This window comes from Prauserella halophila (assembly GCF_024171895.1).
GTDB classification, from domain to species: Bacteria; Actinomycetota; Actinomycetes; order Mycobacteriales; family Pseudonocardiaceae; genus Prauserella; species Prauserella halophila.
This window is the reverse complement of sequence record NZ_JAMTCQ010000012.1, coordinates 142,912-163,198: the sequence shown is the minus strand read 5'-3', so window position 1 is coordinate 163,198 and position 20,287 is coordinate 142,912. Positions and strand designations below refer to the sequence as shown.

Below are 20,287 nucleotides of genomic sequence, written 5' to 3'. Positions count from 1 at the left end.
GGTGGCCCGGAGTTACAGGTAGTACCCGAGGACGAGCATGACCACCCATGTACCACCGAGGACCTGCAGTACTCGGTCGTGGAGGGCGATCTCCTCGGGTTCGCCCGCATTGCCGCTGTCGACATCCACGGCATACCGCAACACGGCGACGACGAACGGCACCAGGGAGATGACGCTCCAGATCGAGCCCGGTTCGGCCTGCTGCTGCTCGAACGCCCACAGCGAGTAGGACATGATCAGGATCGCTGCCGACGTCGCCCACACGAACCGCAGATAGCTCGCCGAGTACTTCTTCAGCGACGAACGGATCTTGGCACCGGTGCGCTCGTAGAGTTTGATCTCGGCGTAGCGCTTGCCCGCGACCATGAACAGGGAGCCGAACGCTGTCACCAACAGGAACCACTGCGACAGCGCGATCCCCGTGCCGACACCGCCCGCGATCACACGCATCAGGAAGCCCGATCCGACGATGGCGAGGTCGATGACCGGCTGATGCTTCAGGCCGAAGCAGTACCCCAACTGCACGGCCATGTAGACGGCAAGAACCACGAGCAGCTGCCACGAGGCGAGCAGGCTCAGCGCACACCCGGCGGCGAAGAACCCCACCGAAGCGGCGTACGCAGCGGGAACAGGAACGATCCCGGCAGCGATGGGTCGCTTGCATTTCGTCGGATGCGCCCGGTCTGCGTCGACGTCGACGGCGTCGTTGACCAGATAGACGGCCGACGCGACGAAGGAGAACGCCATGAACGCGATCAGCGCATCCAGCAGAACGCCGCCGGACACAATCTCACCGGCGGTGAACGGCGCAGCCAGAACGAGGACGTTCTTCACCCATTGCCGCGGCCGCGCGGTCTTCAACAGCCCGGTGACGATGTTCCCGGACGCACCGGGATCCTGGCCGGTCGTCTGCTCGCTCGACACGGTCGCCTCCGCCTGGCCTGCCTCGGCCTGTCGGGTGGTCTCACTCATCGTGAGCTCCGGTTGCGATTCAACTTGCGCCGCACGAACCCGCCGACGACACCACCGAGCGCCGCGCCGGCGAGGACGTCGGTCGGGTAATGCACCCCGAGCACGAGCCGCGACGCCAGCATCGGCGGCACGATCGCGGGCACGACGTTGCGCCCGGTGAGCCCCGAGTAGAGAACGGCCGCGGCCGTCGTCGACGTCGCATGCGACGACGGGAAACTGAGCCGGCCGGGCGTGCCGACGCCCACCCGCACGCTGGGGTGGTCGGGCCGCGGGCGGCGCACGATCCGCTTGACGGCGATCGACGCCGCGTGCGCACCGACGATCCCCGCTGCCGCCGTGATCCAGTCCTTCCGGCGCTGCTTGTCAGCACCCGCACCCACCAGCGCCAACGCGAACCATCCGGCACTGTGCTCACCGAAGTGGGACATGCCGCGTGCGATCTTCACGGTCGTCGGGTTGACGATCCGGTCCTGAACGGCCGCGAGTACGGCGACCTCCCCGGCCGGCGGAGTCGTGGACGTCGCGTCGTCCGCATCGTCCGTGGCCGTGGCGCCTGCGGTGACTGTGGCCGTGGCGTCCGCGTCGGCCGTGGTGGTGGCCCTGGCGTCGGCTAAGGCGGAGTCCTGCTCAAGCATCGATGGAACCGTCCAGCGGGGCGGCATCGGTGAGATGGGGAGCGATCTTGTTGTCGAACATCGACAGTGCCGACCCGATCGCCATGTGCATGTCGAGGTACTTGTACGTGCCGAGGCGGCCACCGAACAGCACGTTGCGCTCCTTGGCCTCGACCTTCGCAAGCTCGCGGTACCGCTCGAGCTTCTCCCGGTCGTCCGGGGTGTTGATCGGGTAGTACGGCTCGTCGTCCTCGTTGGCGAACCGCGAGTACTCCCGCACGATGACCGTCTTGTCCTTCGGGTACCGGTCCTCGCGCTCCGGGTGGAAGTGCCGGAACTCGTGGATCCGGGTGTAGGGCACCTCCTGGTCGTTGTAGTTCATGACCGGTGTGCCCTGGTAGTCGCCGGTGGGCACGACCTCGGATTCGAAGTCGAGCGTGCGCCAGCCGAGACGACCCTCGGAGTAGTCGAAATAAAGGTCGAGCGGGCCGGTGTACACGACCGGCGTACCCGCGGGGATCTGATCACGCACGTCGAAGTAGTCGACGTTCAAGCGCACCTCGATGTTGGGATGTTCGGCCATCTTCTCGAGCCACGCGGTGTACCCGTCGACGGGCAGGCCCTCGTAGGTGTCGTTGAAGTACCGGTTGTTGAACGTGTAGCGCACCGGGAGCCGCGCGATGTTCCCGGCCGGCAGTTCCTTGGGATCGGTCTGCCACTGCTTGGCGGTGTAACCGCGCACGAACGCCTCGTAGAGAGGACGGCCGATCAGCGAAATGGCCTTCTCTTCGAGGTTCTGCGCGTCGGAGGTTTCGATTTCACTCGCCTGCTCGGCGATGAGCTCGCGGGCCTCGTCCGGGGAATGCGACTTTCCGAAGAACTGGTTGATCAAACCCAGATTCATCGGGAAGCTGTAGACCTGGCCCTGATACTTCGCGAATACCCGGTGTTGGTAATCCGTGAAGTCGGTGAACTGGTTGACGTAGTCCCAGACCCGTTTGTTCGACGTGTGGAACAGATGGGCACCGTAGGTGTGCACCTCGATGCCCGTCTCGGGCTCCGGCTCCGAGTACGCATTGCCGCCGAGGTGATGCCTGCGCTCGAGGACAAGGACCCGCTTGTCGAGCTGGCTGGCCACACGCTCGGCCACGGTCAGGCCGAAGAATCCGGAGCCCACGACGACCAGGTCGTATCCGTCGAAACCGGCATTTCCGTTGCTGGGAGTTTCGGTAAACGCGCTCACGGTGCAAAAGGCTACCGACGCACTGCGACCCTCGTGCGGCGAGGCTCCCCCTGTCCCCGTTCGGGACGTCCCCATTGCGACTCTCACCTGGCCGCCTGCCCACCGCACGAGGGTTCGCGCTCCAGCACCCCCGGGAGGACCACATGTGATGCGCGTGTGATCGGCGCCGTATGTCAGAACCGACGGAACGCGGTCGTTTCCGGTTCCGCCGGTTCGGCCGTTCGCACCAGTTGCCACCCGGTCGAATTAACCGATCAGGCTTCCCGGCTGCGGCCCCGCCGGGCGATGCCGGGCGGGCCGTGGGTCACTCGGCCGCGGGACGTCCCTGCAGCTCGGGCAGCACCTCGTCGGCGACCGCCTCCAGCACGACCTCACGACCCTCGTACGGGCTGTTGCTGCGCGGCCAGTGCGCCATGATGTCGGTGAACCCCAGTTCGGCGGCCCGGCCCGCGGCGTCGACGAACGCCTCCTTGCTGGTCAGCGAGTACACCGGCGCGGCATCGAGGCTGAGGTGACGTTGCAACGTCGCCGGGTCACGTTCCGCTGCAGCGAGCTCGTCGTCCAGGCGCGCGGACAGCTCGGCGACGCCCTTCCACCACGATTCGAGTTCGTCGGAGTTTCGTCCCGTGGTCAACCACGCGTCACCGGTCGCGGCCGCGAACCGGATCGTGCGCGGCCCGTTGGCGGCGATCACCAGCGGCGGACGCGGATGCTGCACCGCGCCGGGCAGATTCCGCGCGCCCTCCACCGTGTAGTACTCACCCGAGTGGTCGAACTCGTCCACCCGCAGCAGGCCGTCGAGTGCGGTCGTGAACTCGATGAACCGGTCGGCGCGTTGGCCGACCGTCAGCTCCGGCTCGCCGAACACGGTCGCGTCGTAACCGAGGCCGCCCGCGCCGACGCCGACGAGGAACCGCCCGTCGGACAGGTCGTCGAGCGTGATCACCTCACGCATCAACGGCAGCGGGTGCCGGAAGTTCGGCGAGGTCACGAACGTGCCCAGCCGGATGTGCGACGTCACCATCGCGGCGGCCGACAACGTCGGAACGGCACCGAACCACGGCCCGTCCACCAGGTTCCGCCAACCGAGGTGGTCGTAGGTCCAAGCGTGGTCGAAGCCGTACTCCTCCGCGGCCCGCCATTTCGGCTCGGCCGCCCACCAGCGGTCCTCGGGAAGGATCACAATGCCAACGCGCACGGCGCCACACGCTATCGGCCCGCGGCTCCGTTGTCGTGGGTGCCCGCTCCCCGCAGCAACCCGGGCGTGTCGCTCCTGCGCACGGCGCTACCGGACCCGGCCGCCCGAACGTGGGGCTTCCCGGTGTCGTATGGAACACGGCGGAGGAGTCCGCATGCTCTGGAACACTGGAACGGTGGAGAAACCGAGCCTCATCGCATCCGACGTCGACGGCACCCTGCTGACGACGGCCACGCACCTGAGCCCGCGCACGATCGACGTGGTCGACAGTGCCGTCGGCGCGGACGTGCCGGTGGTGCTCGTGTCGGGACGTCCACCGCGCTGGATCCCGGAGGTCGCCGAGCAGGCGGGGCTCGACGGGTACGCCGTGTGCGCCAACGGTGCCGTTCTCTACGACATCGGCGCCGACCGCGTGGTCGACGTCCACGGGCTGATGGATCCCGCCCAGCTGGCGACCGTCGCCGACGCCCTCGAGCACGCGCTTCCCGGCTGCACGCTCGGCGCGGAGCGCGTCGGCACCCACGCGGTGGACGACGACATGCGCAATTTCGTGATCGAATCCGGCTACCACAACCCGTGGGGAGACGGTGAGGGTTCGTATGCCCCGCGGGCCGAAGTGCTCGGCCACGCAGCCGTGAAACTACTGGCCAGCCACCCGATGATGACGTCGGACGCGATGGCGCGAGCCGCACGCGAGGTGCTCGGTTCCCACGTCGACGTCACGTTCTCGTCCGGTGACGGGCTCATCGAGCTGGCGGCGCCCGGCATCACGAAGGCCACCGGGATCGCCGCGGTCGCACAACGCATCGGGTTCGGCGCGGACAGCACCATCGCGTTCGGGGACATGCCCAACGACGTCGAGATGTTGCAGTGGGCAGGGCACGGCGTCGCGGTCGCCAACGCGCACCGGGCCGTCCTCGACGTCGCCGACGAGGTCACCGCGCCGCACCACGAGGACGGCGTCGCCCAGGTCCTCGAACGCTGGTTCTGACCCGCGCGGCCGCACTCTGCTTCAGCAGGGCTCGGCCGTGAACCGCGGATCCGCGGTGAGCCGTTCGGTGAGCAGGTCCGCCTGCGGCCGGTGCAGGTACAGCTCGACCCACCGGCCGCCCGCAGCCTCCCCGGAGCCTGCACCGGCCCGCCGGAACGGCACCACCTCGTAGGGGCCCGCGTACTCGGTGTGGATCCGGCACGTCCGGTCCGGCAGATATCCGCCCACCGCATCGACGACCACCGCGGGCATGCGGTCGCGCACGATGTAGGCGTGGTCCTCGGGGTGACGAGCCAGATGGGCGTCGGTGGTGCCACTCGGATCGACGACGTACAGCTGCGATCCCGCCGCATCGGCGAGTGAGCCCGCGGGAACGGCGCTGACGACGGTTCCGGCGGTGAGGCGAGCACCGAGCCACTCGCCGATATCACCCAGTTCGTGTTCGGCGGTCCGCAGTTCCTCCATCGCCGGCAGGGTCCTGGCCATACCGAGCGTCACCGACAGCCCGGCCAGCACCACGGCGACGACGGCGACGCCACGTCCCGTCGGCACCGACCCGGTGGCCGGACCACCCGACGACGCCGTGTCCGAGCCGGAAGCCGTGCCCGAGCCGGGCGCAGGGTCACCTCGGGAAGCAGGATCACCGGCCAGTGCGACACCGCCGGCCGCGGCGACGGTGAGCAGCACCGGAACGGCCGCCAGCTGCCCCCACGCGGGCAGCGTTCCGCCGCCGACCGCCAGGACGTACCCGGCTTCGGCCAGCGCCAGCACCAGCGCCAGCCACACGTACGTCGCGCCCGGCAGCCGTCGCCGATAGCTCAGCAGGCCGATCGTCACGGCTGCGACCAGCAGGAACGCCTGGTACGTGAGCGCGAAGTCGGTGACGTACGTCCACCCGGCCCCGAGCCGGCCGACGAGGGAGTCGCTGGCGCGGGCGAGCCGGGCGACGACCTCCGTGGGCAGGGCGTCGCCGTAGTAGGTCACGCGCCACGCGGCCCACGGCACGAGCAACACCGCGGCGCCGGCGACGTACACGGCGGGCGACGACCGCGGCATCCGACCGCGCAGCACGGCGATCACCAGCCACCCGCCTGCGACCACGGCGACGACCACGCCGTCGAGACGCGTCATCACCGCCAGCGAGGCGACCAGTCCCGCCAGCACGATATGACCGGTCACCAGCGCATACACGAGCGTCAGCACGAGCAGCACGAACAGCGGCGTCGCGAGACCGGACGGCCCGTAGGCGGCGAGCGAACCCGTCGCGGCAGTGACCACGGCGGCGGCGACGGCGAACGCCGGGCCGCGGCCGGACCAGCTCAGAATCCGCCCGGTGAGCGCGTAGACCACGAGCACACAACCGAGCACGCAGGCGATGCCGAAGGTGACGGCGACAGGTTGGACGTCGGCACCGGTGACCGCGCGGGCCAGCGCCAGGAGCACGATCCAAGCGAAGTCGGTGTAGCCCTCGACGGGTTCGCCCGGGTTGAACACCGGCCCGTAGCCGTCGGCGATGTTGCGCGCATAGCGAAAGCCGACGTGGGCCTCGTCGGGCACGGTGCCGTAGGCGAGCTGGTGCGTCAGCGACGCGGCCATCGTGACGACAAGCGTGGCGAGGCGCCAGCCGCGGTGGCTGCCGAGTCGGGGCCACACCACGACAAGCAGCACCCCGAGACACACCCACAGCGCCACCACCACGGCTGTGGCGATCATGGCGACCCCCATCCCCGCTCGAGCCGAACGACCGGCCGGACAAACAACGTATCGAGCCGTTACAACTCGAGGTTCTCGAGCATCGCGAACGTTTCCTCGACCAGGTCCTCGAACGGTTCGCGGTAGCCGGTGTCGTGCCAGTACTCGACCAACGCGATGAGCCCGTGGACGAGCGAGGACACGAACACCCGCAGCCGCAGCGAGTCAATCCCCCGTCCGGTGTGGATGGCGAGGATGTCCCGCAACAATGCCTCTGCCTGGTCGACCTCCGAGCCCAGCGCCTTGCGCACCGACGGTTCGGTCAGCATGAAGTGGATCCGCGTCCGCATGAGCGATTCGTCGCCGGTCAGGAAGTCGTCGAATTCGCCCAGCACACGACGCAGCGCCTCGACGGGACCGTCCTCGACGAGCAGTTCGTCGAACCGCCGCATCAGACCCGGGTCGCTCTCGTCGTAGAGGACGAGCTGCTCCTTGGTGCCGAAATAGCGGTACACCGTGCTGGGGGAAACCTCGGCCTCGTCGGCGACCCGCTCGATCGGCACGGACGTGAAGCCGTGCGCGGCGAACAGGCGCAGCGCCGTGTCCTGGATGTGCCGCATCGCCTTGAGCTTCTTGCGCTCCCGCAGTCCCGGCTCACGCCGATACCGGTCCCGGAGCGGCTCGACCCCGTTCACCACCGCACGACCATAGCAGCGGCTTTCTTCTGACAGTGACTTCCGTTCCCGGCATCCCCGGACCACGTCGACGGCACCGGGCGATCACCGAAAACCCGACGCCGAGGGAAAGCCGGACTCAATAGACAGTCACTGCCAACATCGAGTCACTTGCAGAAGTCTGCCGCCACTCCGTAGAGTCACTGTCAAGTGGAAGTCACTATCGCGTTCCGATCGATGTCCCGGGAGTTGCGATGCAAGGAACCAGCGGCGCCACGGCCGTCGAAGTGGCCGGGCTGATCAAGGAGTTCGGGCGGTTCCGCGCCCTGGACGGACTCGACCTGGCGGTCGAACCCGGCGAAGTGCACGGGTTCCTCGGTCCCAACGGCGCGGGCAAGTCCACGACCATCCGCGTCCTGCTCGGCCTGCTGCGTGCCGACGGCGGCCGCATACGCCTGTTCGGCGGCGACCCGTGGCACGACGCCGTCGCCCTCCACCGCAGGCTCGCCTACGTTCCTGGCGACGTCGCGCTGTGGCCGAACCTCACCGGCGGCGAAGCCGTCGACGTACTGGCCGCTGTCCGCGGCGGTCTCGACGGGCGCCGGCGCTCGGCGCTCCTCGAACGCTTCGAGCTCGACCCGACGAAGAAGACGCGCACCTATTCGAAGGGCAACCGGCAGAAGGTCGCATTGGTCGCCGCGCTGGCCTCCGACGCCGAGCTGCTCATCCTCGACGAGCCGACGTCCGGACTCGATCCGCTGATGGAGGCCGTCTTCCAGGAATGCGTCGCCGAGATCACCGCCGAAGGCCGCACCGTGCTGCTTTCCAGCCACCTCCTCGCCGAGGTCGAGGCGCTGTGCGACCGCGTCAGCATCATCCGCGCCGGCCGCACCGTCCAAACCGGCACCCTCGACGACCTGCGCCACCTCACCCACACCACCGTCGACGCCCGCACCCGCGCCCCTGCGACCGCGATCGGCGACCTGCCCGGCGTGCACAACGTGACCACCGGCATGCCCGGCGGCGTGACCAGCACGACCGGCACCGACGCCACCGCGACTACGACCCACGAGTCCCCCGGCACCGACGCCGGTCACCACGTGCGATTCGACGTCGACGGCGATCACCTGGACGCGGCCATGCGAACCCTCGCCGGATTCGGCATCACCGCGCTGACCAGTTCACCACCGTCGCTGGAGGAACTGTTCCTCCGCCACTACGGCAACCACGACGACAGCAACCACGACGACGGCAACCACGACGACAGCGCCCACGGCACCCGCACCGGCGAACCCGCCGACCGGGGGCCCGCCGTGGACACCCCGGCAGCCGACGCCCCGACCATCGGCACCGCACCGGAAAGCACGTACCGATGACGACGCGCACGTTCGCCGCGACGTCGGTACTGACCCTGCTGACGCTCCGCCGCGACCGCCTCCGGCTCGCGATTTGGTTCGCCGCCCTCGTCGCGCTGCCGCTCGTGACCGTCGCCAGCTTCGAATCGCTGTACCCGACGCAGGCCTCGCTCGAAGACTACGCCCGCACGGCCGGTGCCAGCCCCGCGGCCATCGCGCTCGGCGGCCCCGGCCACGGGTTGCACACGCTCGGCGGCGTGGTCGTGTTCGAGATCGGCGGGTTCGCCGCGATCGGCATCGCGCTGTGCAACGTCTTCCTGGTGGGCCGCAACACGCGTGCCGAGGAGGAGCTCGGCCGCGTCGAGTTGTTGCGGTCGGCGGTCGTGGGGCGGCATGCGCCGGTCACGGCAACGTTGCTGGTCGCCGCCGCGTTCGACGTGGCCGTCGGCGGGTCGATCGCCGTGGCTCTGGGCGCGCAGGGTCTGCCGTGGACGGGCAGCACGACATTCGGGGCTGCTCTCGCGGCGATCGGGATCGTGTTCGCAGCGATCACGGCGTTCGCCGCGCAGGTGGCCGACCATGCACGTGGGGCGCAGGCCCTCGCGGGAGGCGTGTTCGGCGCCGCCTACCTCGCACGCGCCGCCGGCGACATCGGTGACGGCACGTTGTCGTGGTTCTCCCCCGTCGGCTGGGCGCAGGCGACGCGGCCGTTCGGGGAGCAGCGGTGGTGGCCGCTGCTGCTCGTGGGCGCCCTGGCTGCGGCGTGTGCGGTCGGCGCGCTGATCCTGGAATCGCACCGAGACCTGGGCGAAGGCATGCTGGCACACCGCCGGGGCCCCGCACGTGCCGCCACCGGGCTGACGACGCCGACCGGGCTGGCATGGCGACTGCAACGCAGCGGAATCACCGGCTGGGCGGTCGGCGTGCTCACCGCGGGGGCGGCCATGGGCGCTGCCGCCGAGCAGACCGGCGGCCTCCTCGCCGACAATCCGGATCTGCTGGCCGCGCTCGGCGGTTCGGCGGCCGAGGACCTGACCGACGTCTTCTTCCGGATGACCGCACTGCTCCTGGCGTTGGCGATCAGCGGGTACCTGGTTGCCGCCGTGCTGCGCGCCCGCACCGAGGAACAGGCCGGACGAGTCGAACCGTTGCTGGCGGGCGCGATGAGTCGACGCCGGTGGACGGCGGCACAGCTCACCGTGCCGGGTGCGGCGAGCGTGGCACTGCTGGCGATCGGCAGCGCGGGCGCCGGCGCCGGGTATGCCGTCGCCGCGGGCGACATCGCGCAGCTGCCGCGCATTCTCGGCGCCGGGATGGTGTATCTGCCCGCCGTGTGGGTGTTCGGCGGGCTGACGACGGCACTGTTCGGCGCGGCGCCGCGGTCGGCGCCGGTGGCGTGGGGCGCGCTGGCGGCCGCGGCAACCGCGTCGCTGCTCGGCCCCGCGTTCCGGCTGCCCGGGTGGGTAGTCGACATATCGCCGTTCGAACACGCGCCGGAACTGCCGGGCGGCGAGGTCACACTCCTGGCGCCGGTGGTGATGCTGCTGCTCGCGCTGACGCTGGCGGCCGCAGGAACGGCGGGGTTCGCCGGCCGCGACCTCGCCACCTCGTAGTCGGCGGCACCGCATCGGCGCCGGTCGCCGGGAGCCGGGAGCCGGGAGCCGGTGACCGTCGCGCGCGAGGCGTTACCGTCGTCGGTCATGCGGCGGGTTGTGGTCATCGGCGGCGGTATCCTCGGCCTCGCGGTCGCGCGTGAGCTGACCCTGCGCGGCGACGGCGTGACGTTGCTCGAGAAGGAGCAGCACTGGGCGGCCCACCAGACGGGCAACAACTCGAACGTCGTCCACGCGGGCCTGTACTACAAGCCGGGCTCGCGCAAGGCACGGATGTCGGTGGCGGGCAACCGGTCCGTCCTCGCGTTCGCCCGTGAACACGGCGCGGGCGCCGAGGTCTGCGGCAAACTCGTCGTGGCCACGCAACCGGCCGAACGTGCAGCCCTGCACGTCCTCGCCGAGCGGGCACAGGCCAACGGCGTGCCTGCGCGGCTGATCGGCCCTGCGCAGGCACGTGAGTACGAACCCGAGGTGACGTGCGTCGAGGCGTTGCGCGTCGAGACGACCGGCATCATCGACTTCCCCGCGGTGTGCGCGGCGCTCGCGCGACTGTCGGCCGATTCCGGGGCCGACCTGCGGCTCGGCACGCGGGCGGTGGCGATTCGCCCGCGCAGCGGCGGCGGCGTCGACGTCGCGACGGAGACGAATTCCGCGAGCGGCCCCGGATCCGAGACACTCCGCGCCGACGTGCTCGTCAACTGCGCCGGACTGCACGCCGACCGGGTCGCCGAGCTCGCCGGGGTGCGCCCGCGGGCACGGATCGTGCCGTTCCGCGGCGAGTACTACGCCCTGCGCCCCGAGAAGAGCCACCTCGTGCGCGGACTGATCTATCCGGTGCCCGATCCGTCGCTGCCGTTCCTCGGCGTGCACCTGACCCGGATGCTCGACGGGAGTGTCCACGCCGGACCCAACGCCGTGCTGGCGCTGCGCCGCGAGGGGTACCGGTGGCGGGACGTCTCGCCACGCGACATCGCGGACGTGGCACGGTTTCCGGGTTCGTGGCGGTTGACGCGACGGTACGCGTTCCCGGTGGGGTTCGACGAGGTGCGGCGATCGCTGTCCCGCAGGCGATTCGCCCGTAGCCTGGCGCGGCTCGTGCCTGCGATCGGACCGGACGACATCGCGCGCCACGGCGCGGGCGTACGTGCGCAGGCGCTGCTGCCGGACGGTTCGCTCGCCGACGACTTCCTCATCGACCGTGCCCCCGGTCAGGTGCACGTGCTCAACGCCCCGTCCCCTGCTGCCACGAGCGCACTGGAGATCGCCCGCCACATCGCCGACACCACCGAGACCTGACCGGGCTCCGGCCCCGCATCCACCGATCCGGCACCCGCCGACCAGGCGTCCACCGGTACGACACCGGCCGGCTCCGCACCCACCGGCACGGCACCCACCGGTACGGCACCGGCCGAGATCCGCCACCGCCTGCCCGGGTGACGATTTCCGCCGTTTCACTCACACGCACGCCTGCGCGGCCCTGCCGTGAATTCCGTGTCCGATGACTGCGTGATCCGACCGGCCGAGCCCACGCTCACGGGCATCGGGCTCGTGGTGCCGTTCGACTTCGCCCTCGACCGCGAACTGTGGCGATGGCTGCCCGGCCACGTCGACCTGTACGCCACGCGCCTGCCGTACCTGCCGGACCCGGTATCGGTGGAGCTGGCGGCCGCACTCAGCGATCCCCACGATGTCCGCACGGCGACCCGCGACGTCCTCGCCCCGGAACCGGCTTCCGTCGCGTACTCGTGCAGCTCCGGAAGCTTCATCGACGGTGCCGCAGGCGAGGCCGCGAGCGAGGCCGCGATCGTCACCGCGATGCTCGACGCGGGCGCGCCCGGTGCGCTATTCGCCGACCGGGGAGAGGACCTCACGGCCGCCTAGGAACGGGCGCATCGCCTCGGGCACGCGCACGGAACCGTCGGCGAGCTGGTGGTTCTCCAGGATCGCCACGAGCCACCGCGTCGTGGCGAGGGTGCCGTTGAGCGTGGCCACGGTCTGCGGCTTGCCGCCCGCGTCGCGGTAGCGCACGCCGAGCCTGCGCGCCTGGAACGTCGTGCAGTTCGACGTCGACGTCAGCTCCCGGTACGTCTCCTGCGTCGGCACCCAGGCCTCGCAGTCGTACTTGCGCGCCGCGCTCGTGCCGAGGTCGCCTGCCGCGGTGTCGATCACGCGGTACGGCACCTCGATCTTGGCGAGCATGTCCTCCTCGAACGCCAGCAGCTTCTCGTGCTCGGCCTCGGCGTCCTCGGGCTTGCAGTAGGCGAACATCTCGATCTTGTCGAACTGGTGCACGCGGAGGATGCCGCGCGTGTCCTTGCCGTACGACCCTGCCTCGCGGCGGAAACACGTCGACCAGCCGGCGTAGCGCTTCGAGCCCTTGCCCAGGTCGATGATCTCGTCGGAGTGGTAGCCGGCCAGCGGCACCTCCGACGTGCCGACCAGGTACAGGTCGTCCTCGCCGAGGTTGTAGACCTCGTCGGCGTGAGCGCCGAGGAACCCGGTGCCGCCCATGATCTCCGGGCGCACCAGCACCGGCGGGATCACGAGCTCGAACCCGGTGGCGCCCGCCTGCGCCGCGGCCATGTTCAGCAGCGCGAGTTGCAGCTGCGCACCGACCCCGGTGAGGAAGTAGAACCGGGCGCCCGACACCTTCGCGCCCCGCTCCATGTCGATCGCGCCGAGGCGCTCGCCGAGGTCGAGGTGATCGCGCGGGGTGAAGTCGAACTCGCGCGGCGTGCCGACGTGCTTGAGCACCTCGAAGTCGTCCTCGCCCCCGGCAGGGACGCCCTCGATGATCAGGTTCGGCACCGCGCGGTGCAGCTGCTCGAACTCGTCACTCGCGCGGGACTGCTCGGCCTCGGCCTCCTTGACCTGCGCGGCGAGCTCCTTGCCCTTGGCCAGCAGCGCCTCCCGCTCGTCGCCGGAGGCCTTGCCGATCTGCTTGCCGAGGGCCTTGTGCTCGGCGCGCAGCTGGTCGGCCGTCGCGATCGCGGACCTGCGTTCGGCGTCGAGGGACAGCAGCCGGTCGACGACGCCCTGATCCTCGCCGCGAGCTCGCTGCGAGGCGCGTACCTGGTCCGGGTCTTCACGCAGAGTCCTGAGGTCGATCACGCCCCTGAGGGTAGACGGCCCGGCCGGCGGATCTCCGACGAGGCACGACCACGGAGGCGGAGCGCGTCACCGTTCGGGAACGACCGAGCCCCGGAGGCCGCGACACGAGTGCAGAACACGCGCCCAGGGGTTACGGGGGCGGGCAGGGTTACAGGGAGCGGACGAAGCTCGCGATCTCCGCCGCGAGCCGGGGCCCCGCGTCCTCCTGAAGGAAGTGGCCCGCGTCGGTGATCGTCGGGTGCTCGCGGTCCGCCGCGCCCGGCAGCCGCTCCAGCACGGGGCGCATGCCCGCGGTGATCGGGTCGTTATCGGAGAACGCGACCAGCATCGGGATCGACAGTTTGCCCAGCGTGGCGCGTGCCGCCCGGTTGGCCTCCGTCGCCGGATCGTCGGGCATGGTCGGCACGAGCGAGGGCATCGCGCGCGGACCGGCCTTGTACATCTCGTTCGGGAACGGCGCGTCGTAGGCTTCCCGTTCCTCGTCGGTCAGCTTCGTGACACAGCCGGACTGCACGAACCGGCCGATGTCGAGCACCTGCGCCTTCTCGACGGCGTCGTGGAACGACCACCAGACGTCGGGCATTCCCTCGTCACCGGTCGGCAGTCCGGTGTTGGCCGGCACGACGCCGGCGAAGCGCTCGGGGTGCTCGGCGACGAGACGCAGTCCGATCAGCCCGCCCCAGTCCTGGCCGACGAGCGTGACGTCACGCAGGTCCAGCACGTCGAAGGCGAACGCGCGCATCCACTCGACGTGCGCGGCGTACGTGTGGTCGGCGACGTCGGCGGGCTTGTCCGAACGGCCGAAGCCGACCAGGTCGGGCGCGATCGCGCGCACCCCGGCGTCGGCGAGCACCGGAAGCATCTTCCGGTACAGATACGACCAGCTCGGCTCGCCGTGCAACAACAGCACGACCGGGCCGTCGGCGGGTCCCGCCTCGACGTACCCGATGCGGACGATGCCACTTTCCGGGCTGTCGATCTCGGCGTACCGCTCGGGCAGGTCGAAGCCGGGAAGGTTTTCAAAACGATCTTCTGGAGTCCGCAATAGCCGCACGCCGCCACCGTAGCGCGTCAGGTGCACCTGACAACCCCGCGAAACGATCACGAGACGGTCGGGTCTCGAGAACGTTTCCGCCGGTCCGCGACCACGGGAGCCACTACAGGGCCACCGCGGGAACGACCGCGGGAGCCACCGCGGCCGGGCGCACGGAACCACGGCGCCCGGCCCGGTGGAACGTCACGAGATGGCGACGGCCACCACGAGACCGAGCGCCAGGTGAGCGGCCGCCACGACCAGGCTCGCGGGCGCGTACCGCTCGCTCTCGATGGTCGAGCGGACGTCGATGCGGGTCGCGAACTCGAGCACGCGCACCGCGGCGACCTGCACCACGATGCCGACGAACCCGAACACGAGCGACATGATCAGCCCCTCGGCGAGGTCACCGGTCGAGGCCCAGATCGCGACGACGACGATGAACGCCATCGACAGCAGTCCCGACGAGGTGACGATCACGGCGTTCGGCAGGCCGCTGCGCACCAGCTCCGACAACTTGCCGGGTGTGGTGAAGTCGATCGCGTAGAAGCCGATGAACATCAGCAGCAGGCCGACGATCGCGTACAGCGCGATCGCGCCGATGCCCCAGGCGATGTCCCCGAAGAAGCCTTCGGACAGTGCGACGTTCACGTGGAACTCTCCCTTGCTCGAGTATCGGAAAGGCCGGCCCGGCCGGGGCCGGGAACCGGCGCTGCTTGTCGCCGGATGTGGTGGTGCTCGCCGGTGGTCACTCGGAGATGCGGTGCGGGACGAACGCGGCGCCGTCGTCGGTGACCAGCCCCGCGGTCTCGCGGATCCCCAGGCCCGCCGCATTGTCGCCGACCATCCAGGCCCCCAGTGCGGGCCGGTAGCCGTCGAACTCGGGCAGCGGGTCGAACGCCTGGAAGGTGTAGCCCTCGGCGCCGTAGACACCCGCGGTCTCGGTCTCGTAACCGGGCGCGACGATCTGCACGTTCGCGCCCTCCCTGCCGAGCTTGGGCTTGCGCACGTACTCGGTCAGCAGGCCCGGCTGGTCGTTGAACGCGGGCAGCAGGTTCGGATGCCCGGGATAGTTCTCCCAGAGGATGCCGAGCAGCGCCTTGTTGGACAGCAGGGTCTTCCACAGCGGTTCGACCCACAGCGTCTGCGGCTGCGATTCGGCGGCGTAGCGGCCGAACTCCTCCTCGACGATCCATTCCCACGGGTAGTTCTTCACGGCCGTGCCGATGGGCGATTCCTCGAGGTCGACGAACCGCTTCAACAGCGGGTCCCAGCCGATCTCCTCGATGGCGAGCGCGACCGTGTCCAGGCCCGCCTCGGCGGCGGTCTCCTGCAGGTAGGTCGTGGTGATGTGATCCTCACCGCTGGTGTCGGCGCTCGACCAGGTGAAGTGCACTTCCTTCGACGGCAGCAGCCCGCCGACGTACTGCCAGCGCTCCACGAGCTGTTCGTGCAGCGAGTTCCACTGGTCGGCGTCGGGGAAGACCTCGGTCTTCCAGTGCCACTGCAGGATCGCCGCTTCGAGCAGCGAACTCGGGGTGTCGGCGTTGTACTCCAGCAGTTTGGCGGGGCCGCGGCCGTCGTAGCGCAGGTCGAACCGGCCGTACAGGTGTGGGTCGCCGCGCTTCCACGACTCGGCGATGTGCGGCCACAGCCACTCGGGCAGTCCGAACTCGCGGTACCGCTCGGCGGTCACCACGTGGTCGACGGCGTCGAGACACATCGAGTGGAGCAGCTCGACGTCGGCCTCGAGCGCGAGCACCTCGTCCATCGGGAGGACGTAGTGCACCGACTCGTCCCAGTAGGGCCGAGCCTTGCCGTCGCCGTAGCGGGCCGGGCTACCGAACACGAGACCCTGCTGCTCGACGGTCTGCTGCCAGTTCGGTCGGGGCGCGGACATGGATCGCTGCACGGGGTCAGGCTCCGCTCTTGCCGAAGCTGCCGCCGCTGACGCCGAAACCGCCGCGCTGGACGGTCTTGCCGGAGCGGGTCGTGATGTTCGCGCCGGAAGGCTTGTTGTACGTGCCGCCCTGCACCTTCGTGCCAGGCGCGCCGCTGCCGCCGTAGTTGTAGCGGTACTGCTGCATGTTACCGCCGGGCATCGGCAGGAACATGAACCCGCCGCTGACGTGACCGCCCTGGCTGTTGACGTAGTCCTCGTCGCAGAACTGGTCGTTCTCGACGACCGTGCCGTCGGCGGTCGTGCAGACCGCCGTCGTCTCCTCGGGCTTGACGAGGTACCAGCCCGCGACCAGGCCGACCAGGCCCAGTCCGACACCACTGCCGATGAACAGCTTGCGCCGCGTGTCGGACTTCTGCTCGGCCGCGCGCCTCGCCTGGTCGGCCTGGGCGGCGCGTTCCTTCTCGGCGACGGCCGCCTGCTTGCGAGCACGCTGCTCGGCGAGCGTGGGCTCGCGCGGCGCCGCGGTCGACGGATCCTGGTACCGCATCTGGCCCGGCTGTCCGGGCTGCGGCTGCTCAGGCTGCGGCTGCCCGGGCCCACTGGGCGGGCCCTGCTGCGGTTGCCCCGGCTGACCCGGCATTCCATCCGGCGGCTGCCCCTGCCACGGGCCCTGCGGCCCCCCAGGCGTGTTGTTCTCGTCGCTCATTCTCGAAGGCTCCACATGTCGGCACCTCGTTCGTCCCGCCCCGGGTTCGTCCCACCCCGAGGCTCGTCCCGCCCGGGGTTCGTCCCGCCCGGGTCGTCCGCCGGGCTCGCCGGACCGGTTGTCCGCCGAGCCGACCAGGCCATCCACCACGTCGTGGCTCACGTGGCCGATCACATCATCGACCACGCCCTCGATCGCCGGGCCGCCACTCGTCCGAGGTCGACCTCAACCCTAGCGACCCACGCGCAACCGCGGTCACGAGCAGGCATCATGGAATGGATGTCCGAAGAGCCCCGCCGGTTCCATCCGGAAAAACCCGCGCGCACGAAATCGGCACGCCGTACCCGTGTCCTGGTCGCGGGCGTGTTCGCGGGTGCCATCGCGGCGATGTCGCTGTCGTGGCTGCTGGGCTGGGGATTCGAGACCGAACAGGAGCGCACGGAGGCGCGTGCCGAAGCGGCCGCGCAAGCCCGGCACCAGGCTTTCAGTTCCCCTCCGGGCACCTGCCTGACCTGGCGGGCCGCCGACGCGGGAGACATCCGCACCGTCGACTGCAGCGAGCCGCACCTGTTCGAGGTCATCGGCGCGGTCGACATTTCCGCCGAGTACCCGCGCGGCGCGCAACAACCCGACGCCGAGACGTGGCGCACACTCACCACCCAGCGCTGCGGTCAGCAGGCGCGCGAATACCTCGACGGACCGCTCGACCCGGAGGGCAAGCTCAACCTCGGCCTGTTGCAACCGGACGACCAGCAGTGGGACTCGGGCGACCGGCGGCTGCACTGCGGACTCCAGCGCACCGCTCCGGGCGGATCGCTGCAGACCCTCGAGAAGCCCGCCGCCGACATCGACCAGTCGGACGTGTGGGAGAAGGGCACCTGCCTCGGCATCGAGGACAAGTCGCCGAGCGATCCCGTCGACTGCACCGAGCGGCACTCCTACGAGATGGTCGCGGTCGTCGACCTGGGCGAGAAGTTCGAGGCGTTCCCGTCGGAGCAGGACCAGAACACGTTCCTCGACAAGCGGTGCAACAAGCTCGCTGGCGACTACTCGGGCGACGCCGACCTGCGGAAACAGGGCCTGATCACCGCGTGGGACACCCTCGGGAAGAAGAGCTGGCAGGCAGGCTCGACGCGAGTGAACTGCAAGGTCGGCGCGCTCCTGGAAGACGACAGCGGCCTGGCCTCGATCCGGGGCAGCGTGTCGAAGGACGCCGCATCGACACCGCGCCCGTCGCAGGGGTCGGGCGAGAACTCCGGCAACAGCGGCTCCGGCAACGGCGACTCCGGCAGCGACAACGGCGACTCCGGCAACGGCAACGGCTCCGGCAACGACGGCGACAGCGGCAACGGCGGTTCCGGCAACGCGGGCAGCTCGGGCGACACGGGCAGCGCGGGTAACGGCGACGGGAACGGAGGCTGACCGGCATGGCCGTCGACATGCCGCTGCAGCGTTTCGAGGAGCTCGTCGCGTCGGCGCTGGACCAGGTACCCGAACAGTTCGCGAGCGCGATGGACAACGTCGTCGTCCTCGTCGAGGAGTACAACGAGTCCGAGCCCGACATCCTCGGGCTGTATCACGGGGTCGCACTCCCCGACCGCGGGCACGACTACGGCGGCGTGCTGCCCGACCGCATCTCGATCTACCGCGGGCCGATCCTGAGCTGCTGCGACACCGAGGACGACGTCGTCGAAGAGGTGCTGATCACCGTGGTGCACGAGATCGCGCACCACTTCGGCATCGACGACGCCAAGCTGCACGAGCTCGGCTGGGGCTGACTCGCTCTGCACCCCCTGCGAAAGTCGCGTTTCGCTCTCGGGAATTCGCCCGAAAGGGTAAGATTACTGGCGGCTGCCGCCCGGGCACGCTCTGCTCTAACGCGATGGCGCACGACCCCATGACAACAGCGACTTCTTCCGCCCCCGCCCGCCGCGGACTACCTCTGCTGCTGGGCGCCAACCTCGCCGCCAACCTCGGCGACGGCATCGCCAAGGTCGCTTTCCCGCTCCTCGCCGCAACGGTCACGCGCGACCCGGTGCTGATCGCCGGGCTGTCGGCCGCCCAGTTCCTGCCGTGGCTGCTGCTCGCGGTGCTGGCAGGCGCACTGCTGGACCGGGTCGACCGCCGCAAAGCCATCGTGCTGGCCAACACCGCGCGAGCCGCGGCGATCGGCGGCATGACCGTGCTCGTGCTGACGGACTCGACGTCGATCTGGCTGGTCTACATCGGCGCGCTCGTCGTGGGTGTGGCCGAGGTCGTGGCCGACAGCGCGGCGAACGTGCTCATCCCGTCCGTGGTCGACCAGAACGGACTGTCGGGCGCCAACAGCAAGCTGCAGGCCACCGAGATCGTCGGGCAGACGTTCGCGGGCGGTCCGGTGGGCAGCCTCACGTTCGCAGTGTTCGCGGCCTTCCCGTTCCTGCTGACGTCGGCGTCCTTCGCGATCGGAGCGGCGTTGCTGCTGGCCCTCGCAGGCAGTTTCCGGCCCCAGCGGTCTGCGGCGTCCGACGCACCGGACCGGCCGGCCGCCGCGCTGCGCTCCGACCTCGCCGACGGCATGCGCTGGCTGATCCGCGACCCGGTCATGTGGCGGCTCGTCGTCGCAGCGGGCGGACTGGCGCTGACGTCGGAGCTCGCGCAGGCCCAGCTGGTGCTGTATGCGCTCGAGGACCTCTCACTCAGCGAAGCCGCATTCGGCGTGTTCGGGCTCGTGGGCGGCCTCGGCGGCCTGGCGGGCGCGGCGATCGCCTCGCGGCTGGTCGACCGGTTCCGCGGCCGTTACGTCCTGGCATCCGCCATGGCCGCGGCCGGGGCCGCGTTCATCGCAATGGGCAACTCGGCCCAGCCCGTCGCGAGCGCGGTGCTGTTCGGCGTGTTCGCGGGTGCCGTCGTCATCGCCAACGTGCTGCTGGCGACCGTCCGCCACCGCCTCGTACCCGGCGAGCTACTGGGCCGGGTACTCGGCGTGTGGCGGACGGTGGTGTGGGGCATGCTGCCCGTCGGCGCCCTGTTCGGCGGCCTGCTGACGACCGTGCTGGGCTCGACCAGCGCGACGTTCGCCTTCTCCGGCGTCTGCCAGATCGCGCTCGGCGCCGTCACGCTCGCCGCGGTGCTGCTGCTGGACCGGCAGCGCACCACGGGCTCGGCAGCGGAAGCCGAGTAGCCGGAAGTCGAGCAACCGG

Annotated in this window: 19 protein-coding genes; 8 read left to right on the top strand and 11 right to left on the bottom strand. The window is 70.1% G+C overall.

The features are described from left to right. Nucleotides 1-12: 12 nt before the first annotated feature. The 4 genes from LY41_RS17905 to LY41_RS17890 all read right to left on the bottom strand — a co-directional run bounded on the left by LY41_RS17905 (nucleotide 13) and on the right by LY41_RS17890 (nucleotide 4,027). Nucleotides 13-972 carry a decaprenyl-phosphate phosphoribosyltransferase gene (locus LY41_RS17905; RefSeq protein ID WP_253865196.1) on the bottom strand — a complete coding sequence of 320 codons (960 nt, stop codon included), beginning with the start codon at nucleotides 970-972 and terminating at the stop codon, nucleotides 13-15. Further along, nucleotides 969-1,607, bottom strand: coding sequence for a phosphatase PAP2 family protein (locus LY41_RS17900; RefSeq protein ID WP_253865195.1), 639 nt, complete (start codon nucleotides 1,605-1,607; stop codon nucleotides 969-971). The genes LY41_RS17905 and LY41_RS17900 overlap by 4 nt, the downstream gene beginning before the upstream one ends. Further along, the gene (glf, locus tag LY41_RS17895; RefSeq protein ID WP_253865194.1) at nucleotides 1,600-2,829 is read right to left on the bottom strand and encodes a UDP-galactopyranose mutase; all 1,230 of its coding nucleotides are present in this window, start codon (nucleotides 2,827-2,829) and stop codon (nucleotides 1,600-1,602) included. The genes LY41_RS17900 and glf overlap by 8 nt, the downstream gene beginning before the upstream one ends. Nucleotides 2,830-3,133: 304 nt before the next feature. Then, the gene (locus tag LY41_RS17890; RefSeq protein ID WP_253865193.1) at nucleotides 3,134-4,027 is read right to left on the bottom strand and encodes an LLM class flavin-dependent oxidoreductase; all 894 of its coding nucleotides are present in this window, start codon (nucleotides 4,025-4,027) and stop codon (nucleotides 3,134-3,136) included. Nucleotides 4,028-4,181: 154 nt separating this feature from the next. Between LY41_RS17890 and LY41_RS17885 the strand changes: the two genes are divergently transcribed. Then, on the top strand, nucleotides 4,182-5,018 hold the full coding sequence (locus LY41_RS17885) for an HAD family hydrolase (RefSeq protein WP_253865192.1): 837 nt from the start codon (nucleotides 4,182-4,184) through the stop codon (nucleotides 5,016-5,018). 21 nt (nucleotides 5,019-5,039) lie between these two features. Here LY41_RS17885 and LY41_RS17880 read toward each other — a convergent pair whose 3' ends face one another. Next, complete coding sequence (locus LY41_RS17880) at nucleotides 5,040-6,731, bottom strand: DUF8728 domain-containing protein (RefSeq protein WP_253865191.1); 1,692 nt, start codon at nucleotides 6,729-6,731, stop codon at nucleotides 5,040-5,042. A 59-nt stretch (nucleotides 6,732-6,790) separates the two neighbouring features. Further along, a complete protein-coding gene (locus tag LY41_RS17875; RefSeq protein WP_253865190.1) occupies nucleotides 6,791-7,408 on the bottom strand; it encodes a TetR/AcrR family transcriptional regulator in 618 nt (205 codons plus the stop codon). A 230-nt stretch (nucleotides 7,409-7,638) separates the two neighbouring features. On the opposite strand from LY41_RS17875, the gene LY41_RS17870 reads away from it, so the two are divergent. From LY41_RS17870 to LY41_RS17855, 4 genes are all read left to right on the top strand, one after another. Continuing rightward, nucleotides 7,639-8,760, top strand: coding sequence for an ABC transporter ATP-binding protein (locus LY41_RS17870; protein ID WP_253865189.1), 1,122 nt, complete (start codon nucleotides 7,639-7,641; stop codon nucleotides 8,758-8,760). Next, nucleotides 8,757-10,352, top strand: a complete 1,596-nt coding sequence (locus tag LY41_RS17865; RefSeq protein WP_253865188.1) for an ABC transporter permease — start codon at nucleotides 8,757-8,759, stop codon at nucleotides 10,350-10,352. The genes LY41_RS17870 and LY41_RS17865 overlap by 4 nt, the downstream gene beginning before the upstream one ends. 87 nt (nucleotides 10,353-10,439) lie before the next feature. Continuing rightward, nucleotides 10,440-11,648: an L-2-hydroxyglutarate dehydrogenase gene (lhgD, locus tag LY41_RS17860; RefSeq protein WP_253865187.1), complete on the top strand. Its 1,209-nt coding sequence runs from the start codon at nucleotides 10,440-10,442 to the stop codon at nucleotides 11,646-11,648. A gap of 210 nt (nucleotides 11,649-11,858) precedes the next feature. Beyond that, complete coding sequence (locus LY41_RS17855; protein ID WP_253865186.1) at nucleotides 11,859-12,233, top strand: hypothetical protein; 375 nt, start codon at nucleotides 11,859-11,861, stop codon at nucleotides 12,231-12,233. Here the strand turns inward: LY41_RS17855 and serS are convergent. The 5 genes from serS to LY41_RS17830 all read right to left on the bottom strand — a co-directional run bounded on the left by serS (nucleotide 12,195) and on the right by LY41_RS17830 (nucleotide 17,105). Further along, nucleotides 12,195-13,463 carry a serine--tRNA ligase gene (gene serS / locus LY41_RS17850; RefSeq protein WP_253865185.1) on the bottom strand — a complete coding sequence of 423 codons (1,269 nt, stop codon included), beginning with the start codon at nucleotides 13,461-13,463 and terminating at the stop codon, nucleotides 12,195-12,197. The genes LY41_RS17855 and serS overlap by 39 nt on opposite strands. Nucleotides 13,464-13,611: 148 nt before the next feature. Continuing rightward, a complete protein-coding gene (locus LY41_RS17845) occupies nucleotides 13,612-14,517 on the bottom strand; it encodes a haloalkane dehalogenase (RefSeq protein WP_253865184.1) in 906 nt (301 codons plus the stop codon). Between the two features lie 183 nt (nucleotides 14,518-14,700). Next, nucleotides 14,701-15,147, bottom strand: coding sequence for a DUF350 domain-containing protein (locus LY41_RS17840; RefSeq protein ID WP_253865183.1), 447 nt, complete (start codon nucleotides 15,145-15,147; stop codon nucleotides 14,701-14,703). Nucleotides 15,148-15,244: 97 nt separating this feature from the next. Then, complete coding sequence (locus tag LY41_RS17835) at nucleotides 15,245-16,396, bottom strand: glutathionylspermidine synthase family protein (RefSeq protein WP_253865182.1); 1,152 nt, start codon at nucleotides 16,394-16,396, stop codon at nucleotides 15,245-15,247. A 16-nt stretch (nucleotides 16,397-16,412) separates the two neighbouring features. Continuing rightward, on the bottom strand, nucleotides 16,413-17,105 hold the full coding sequence (locus tag LY41_RS17830) for a hypothetical protein (protein WP_308292272.1): 693 nt from the start codon (nucleotides 17,103-17,105) through the stop codon (nucleotides 16,413-16,415). A gap of 279 nt (nucleotides 17,106-17,384) precedes the next feature. Here LY41_RS17830 and LY41_RS17825 point away from each other — a divergent pair, with 279 nt between their 5' ends. The 3 genes from LY41_RS17825 (at nucleotide 17,385) to LY41_RS17815 (ending at nucleotide 20,268) form a co-directional block, all read left to right on the top strand. Then, the gene (locus LY41_RS17825; protein WP_253865181.1) at nucleotides 17,385-18,527 is read left to right on the top strand and encodes a septum formation family protein; all 1,143 of its coding nucleotides are present in this window, start codon (nucleotides 17,385-17,387) and stop codon (nucleotides 18,525-18,527) included. A gap of 5 nt (nucleotides 18,528-18,532) precedes the next feature. Then, on the top strand, nucleotides 18,533-18,883 hold the full coding sequence (locus LY41_RS17820; protein ID WP_253865180.1) for a metallopeptidase family protein: 351 nt from the start codon (nucleotides 18,533-18,535) through the stop codon (nucleotides 18,881-18,883). Nucleotides 18,884-18,987: 104 nt separating this feature from the next. Further along, the gene (locus LY41_RS17815) at nucleotides 18,988-20,268 is read left to right on the top strand and encodes an MFS transporter (protein WP_372493312.1); all 1,281 of its coding nucleotides are present in this window, start codon (nucleotides 18,988-18,990) and stop codon (nucleotides 20,266-20,268) included. Nucleotides 20,269-20,287 lie beyond the last annotated feature (19 nt).

Coding starts and splice junctions, on each gene's coding strand:
- lhgD (WP_253865187.1), top strand. CDS start 10,440: ATGCGGCGGGTTGTGGTCATCGGCGGCGGTATCCTCGGCCTCGCGGTC.
- LY41_RS17885 (WP_253865192.1), top strand. CDS start 4,182: ATGCTCTGGAACACTGGAACGGTGGAGAAACCGAGCCTCATCGCATCC.
- LY41_RS17880 (WP_253865191.1), bottom strand. CDS start 6,731: ATGATCGCCACAGCCGTGGTGGTGGCGCTGTGGGTGTGTCTCGGGGTG.
- LY41_RS17835 (WP_253865182.1), bottom strand. CDS start 16,396: ATGTCCGCGCCCCGACCGAACTGGCAGCAGACCGTCGAGCAGCAGGGT.
- LY41_RS17830 (WP_308292272.1), bottom strand. CDS start 17,105: ATGAGCGACGAGAACAACACGCCTGGGGGGCCGCAGGGCCCGTGGCAG.
- LY41_RS17900 (WP_253865195.1), bottom strand. CDS start 1,607: ATGCTTGAGCAGGACTCCGCCTTAGCCGACGCCAGGGCCACCACCACG.
- LY41_RS17825 (WP_253865181.1), top strand. CDS start 17,385: ATGTCCGAAGAGCCCCGCCGGTTCCATCCGGAAAAACCCGCGCGCACG.
- LY41_RS17870 (WP_253865189.1), top strand. CDS start 7,639: ATGCAAGGAACCAGCGGCGCCACGGCCGTCGAAGTGGCCGGGCTGATC.
- LY41_RS17905 (WP_253865196.1), bottom strand. CDS start 972: ATGAGTGAGACCACCCGACAGGCCGAGGCAGGCCAGGCGGAGGCGACC.
- LY41_RS17820 (WP_253865180.1), top strand. CDS start 18,533: ATGGCCGTCGACATGCCGCTGCAGCGTTTCGAGGAGCTCGTCGCGTCG.
- LY41_RS17815 (WP_372493312.1), top strand. CDS start 18,988: ATGGCGCACGACCCCATGACAACAGCGACTTCTTCCGCCCCCGCCCGC.
- LY41_RS17865 (WP_253865188.1), top strand. CDS start 8,757: ATGACGACGCGCACGTTCGCCGCGACGTCGGTACTGACCCTGCTGACG.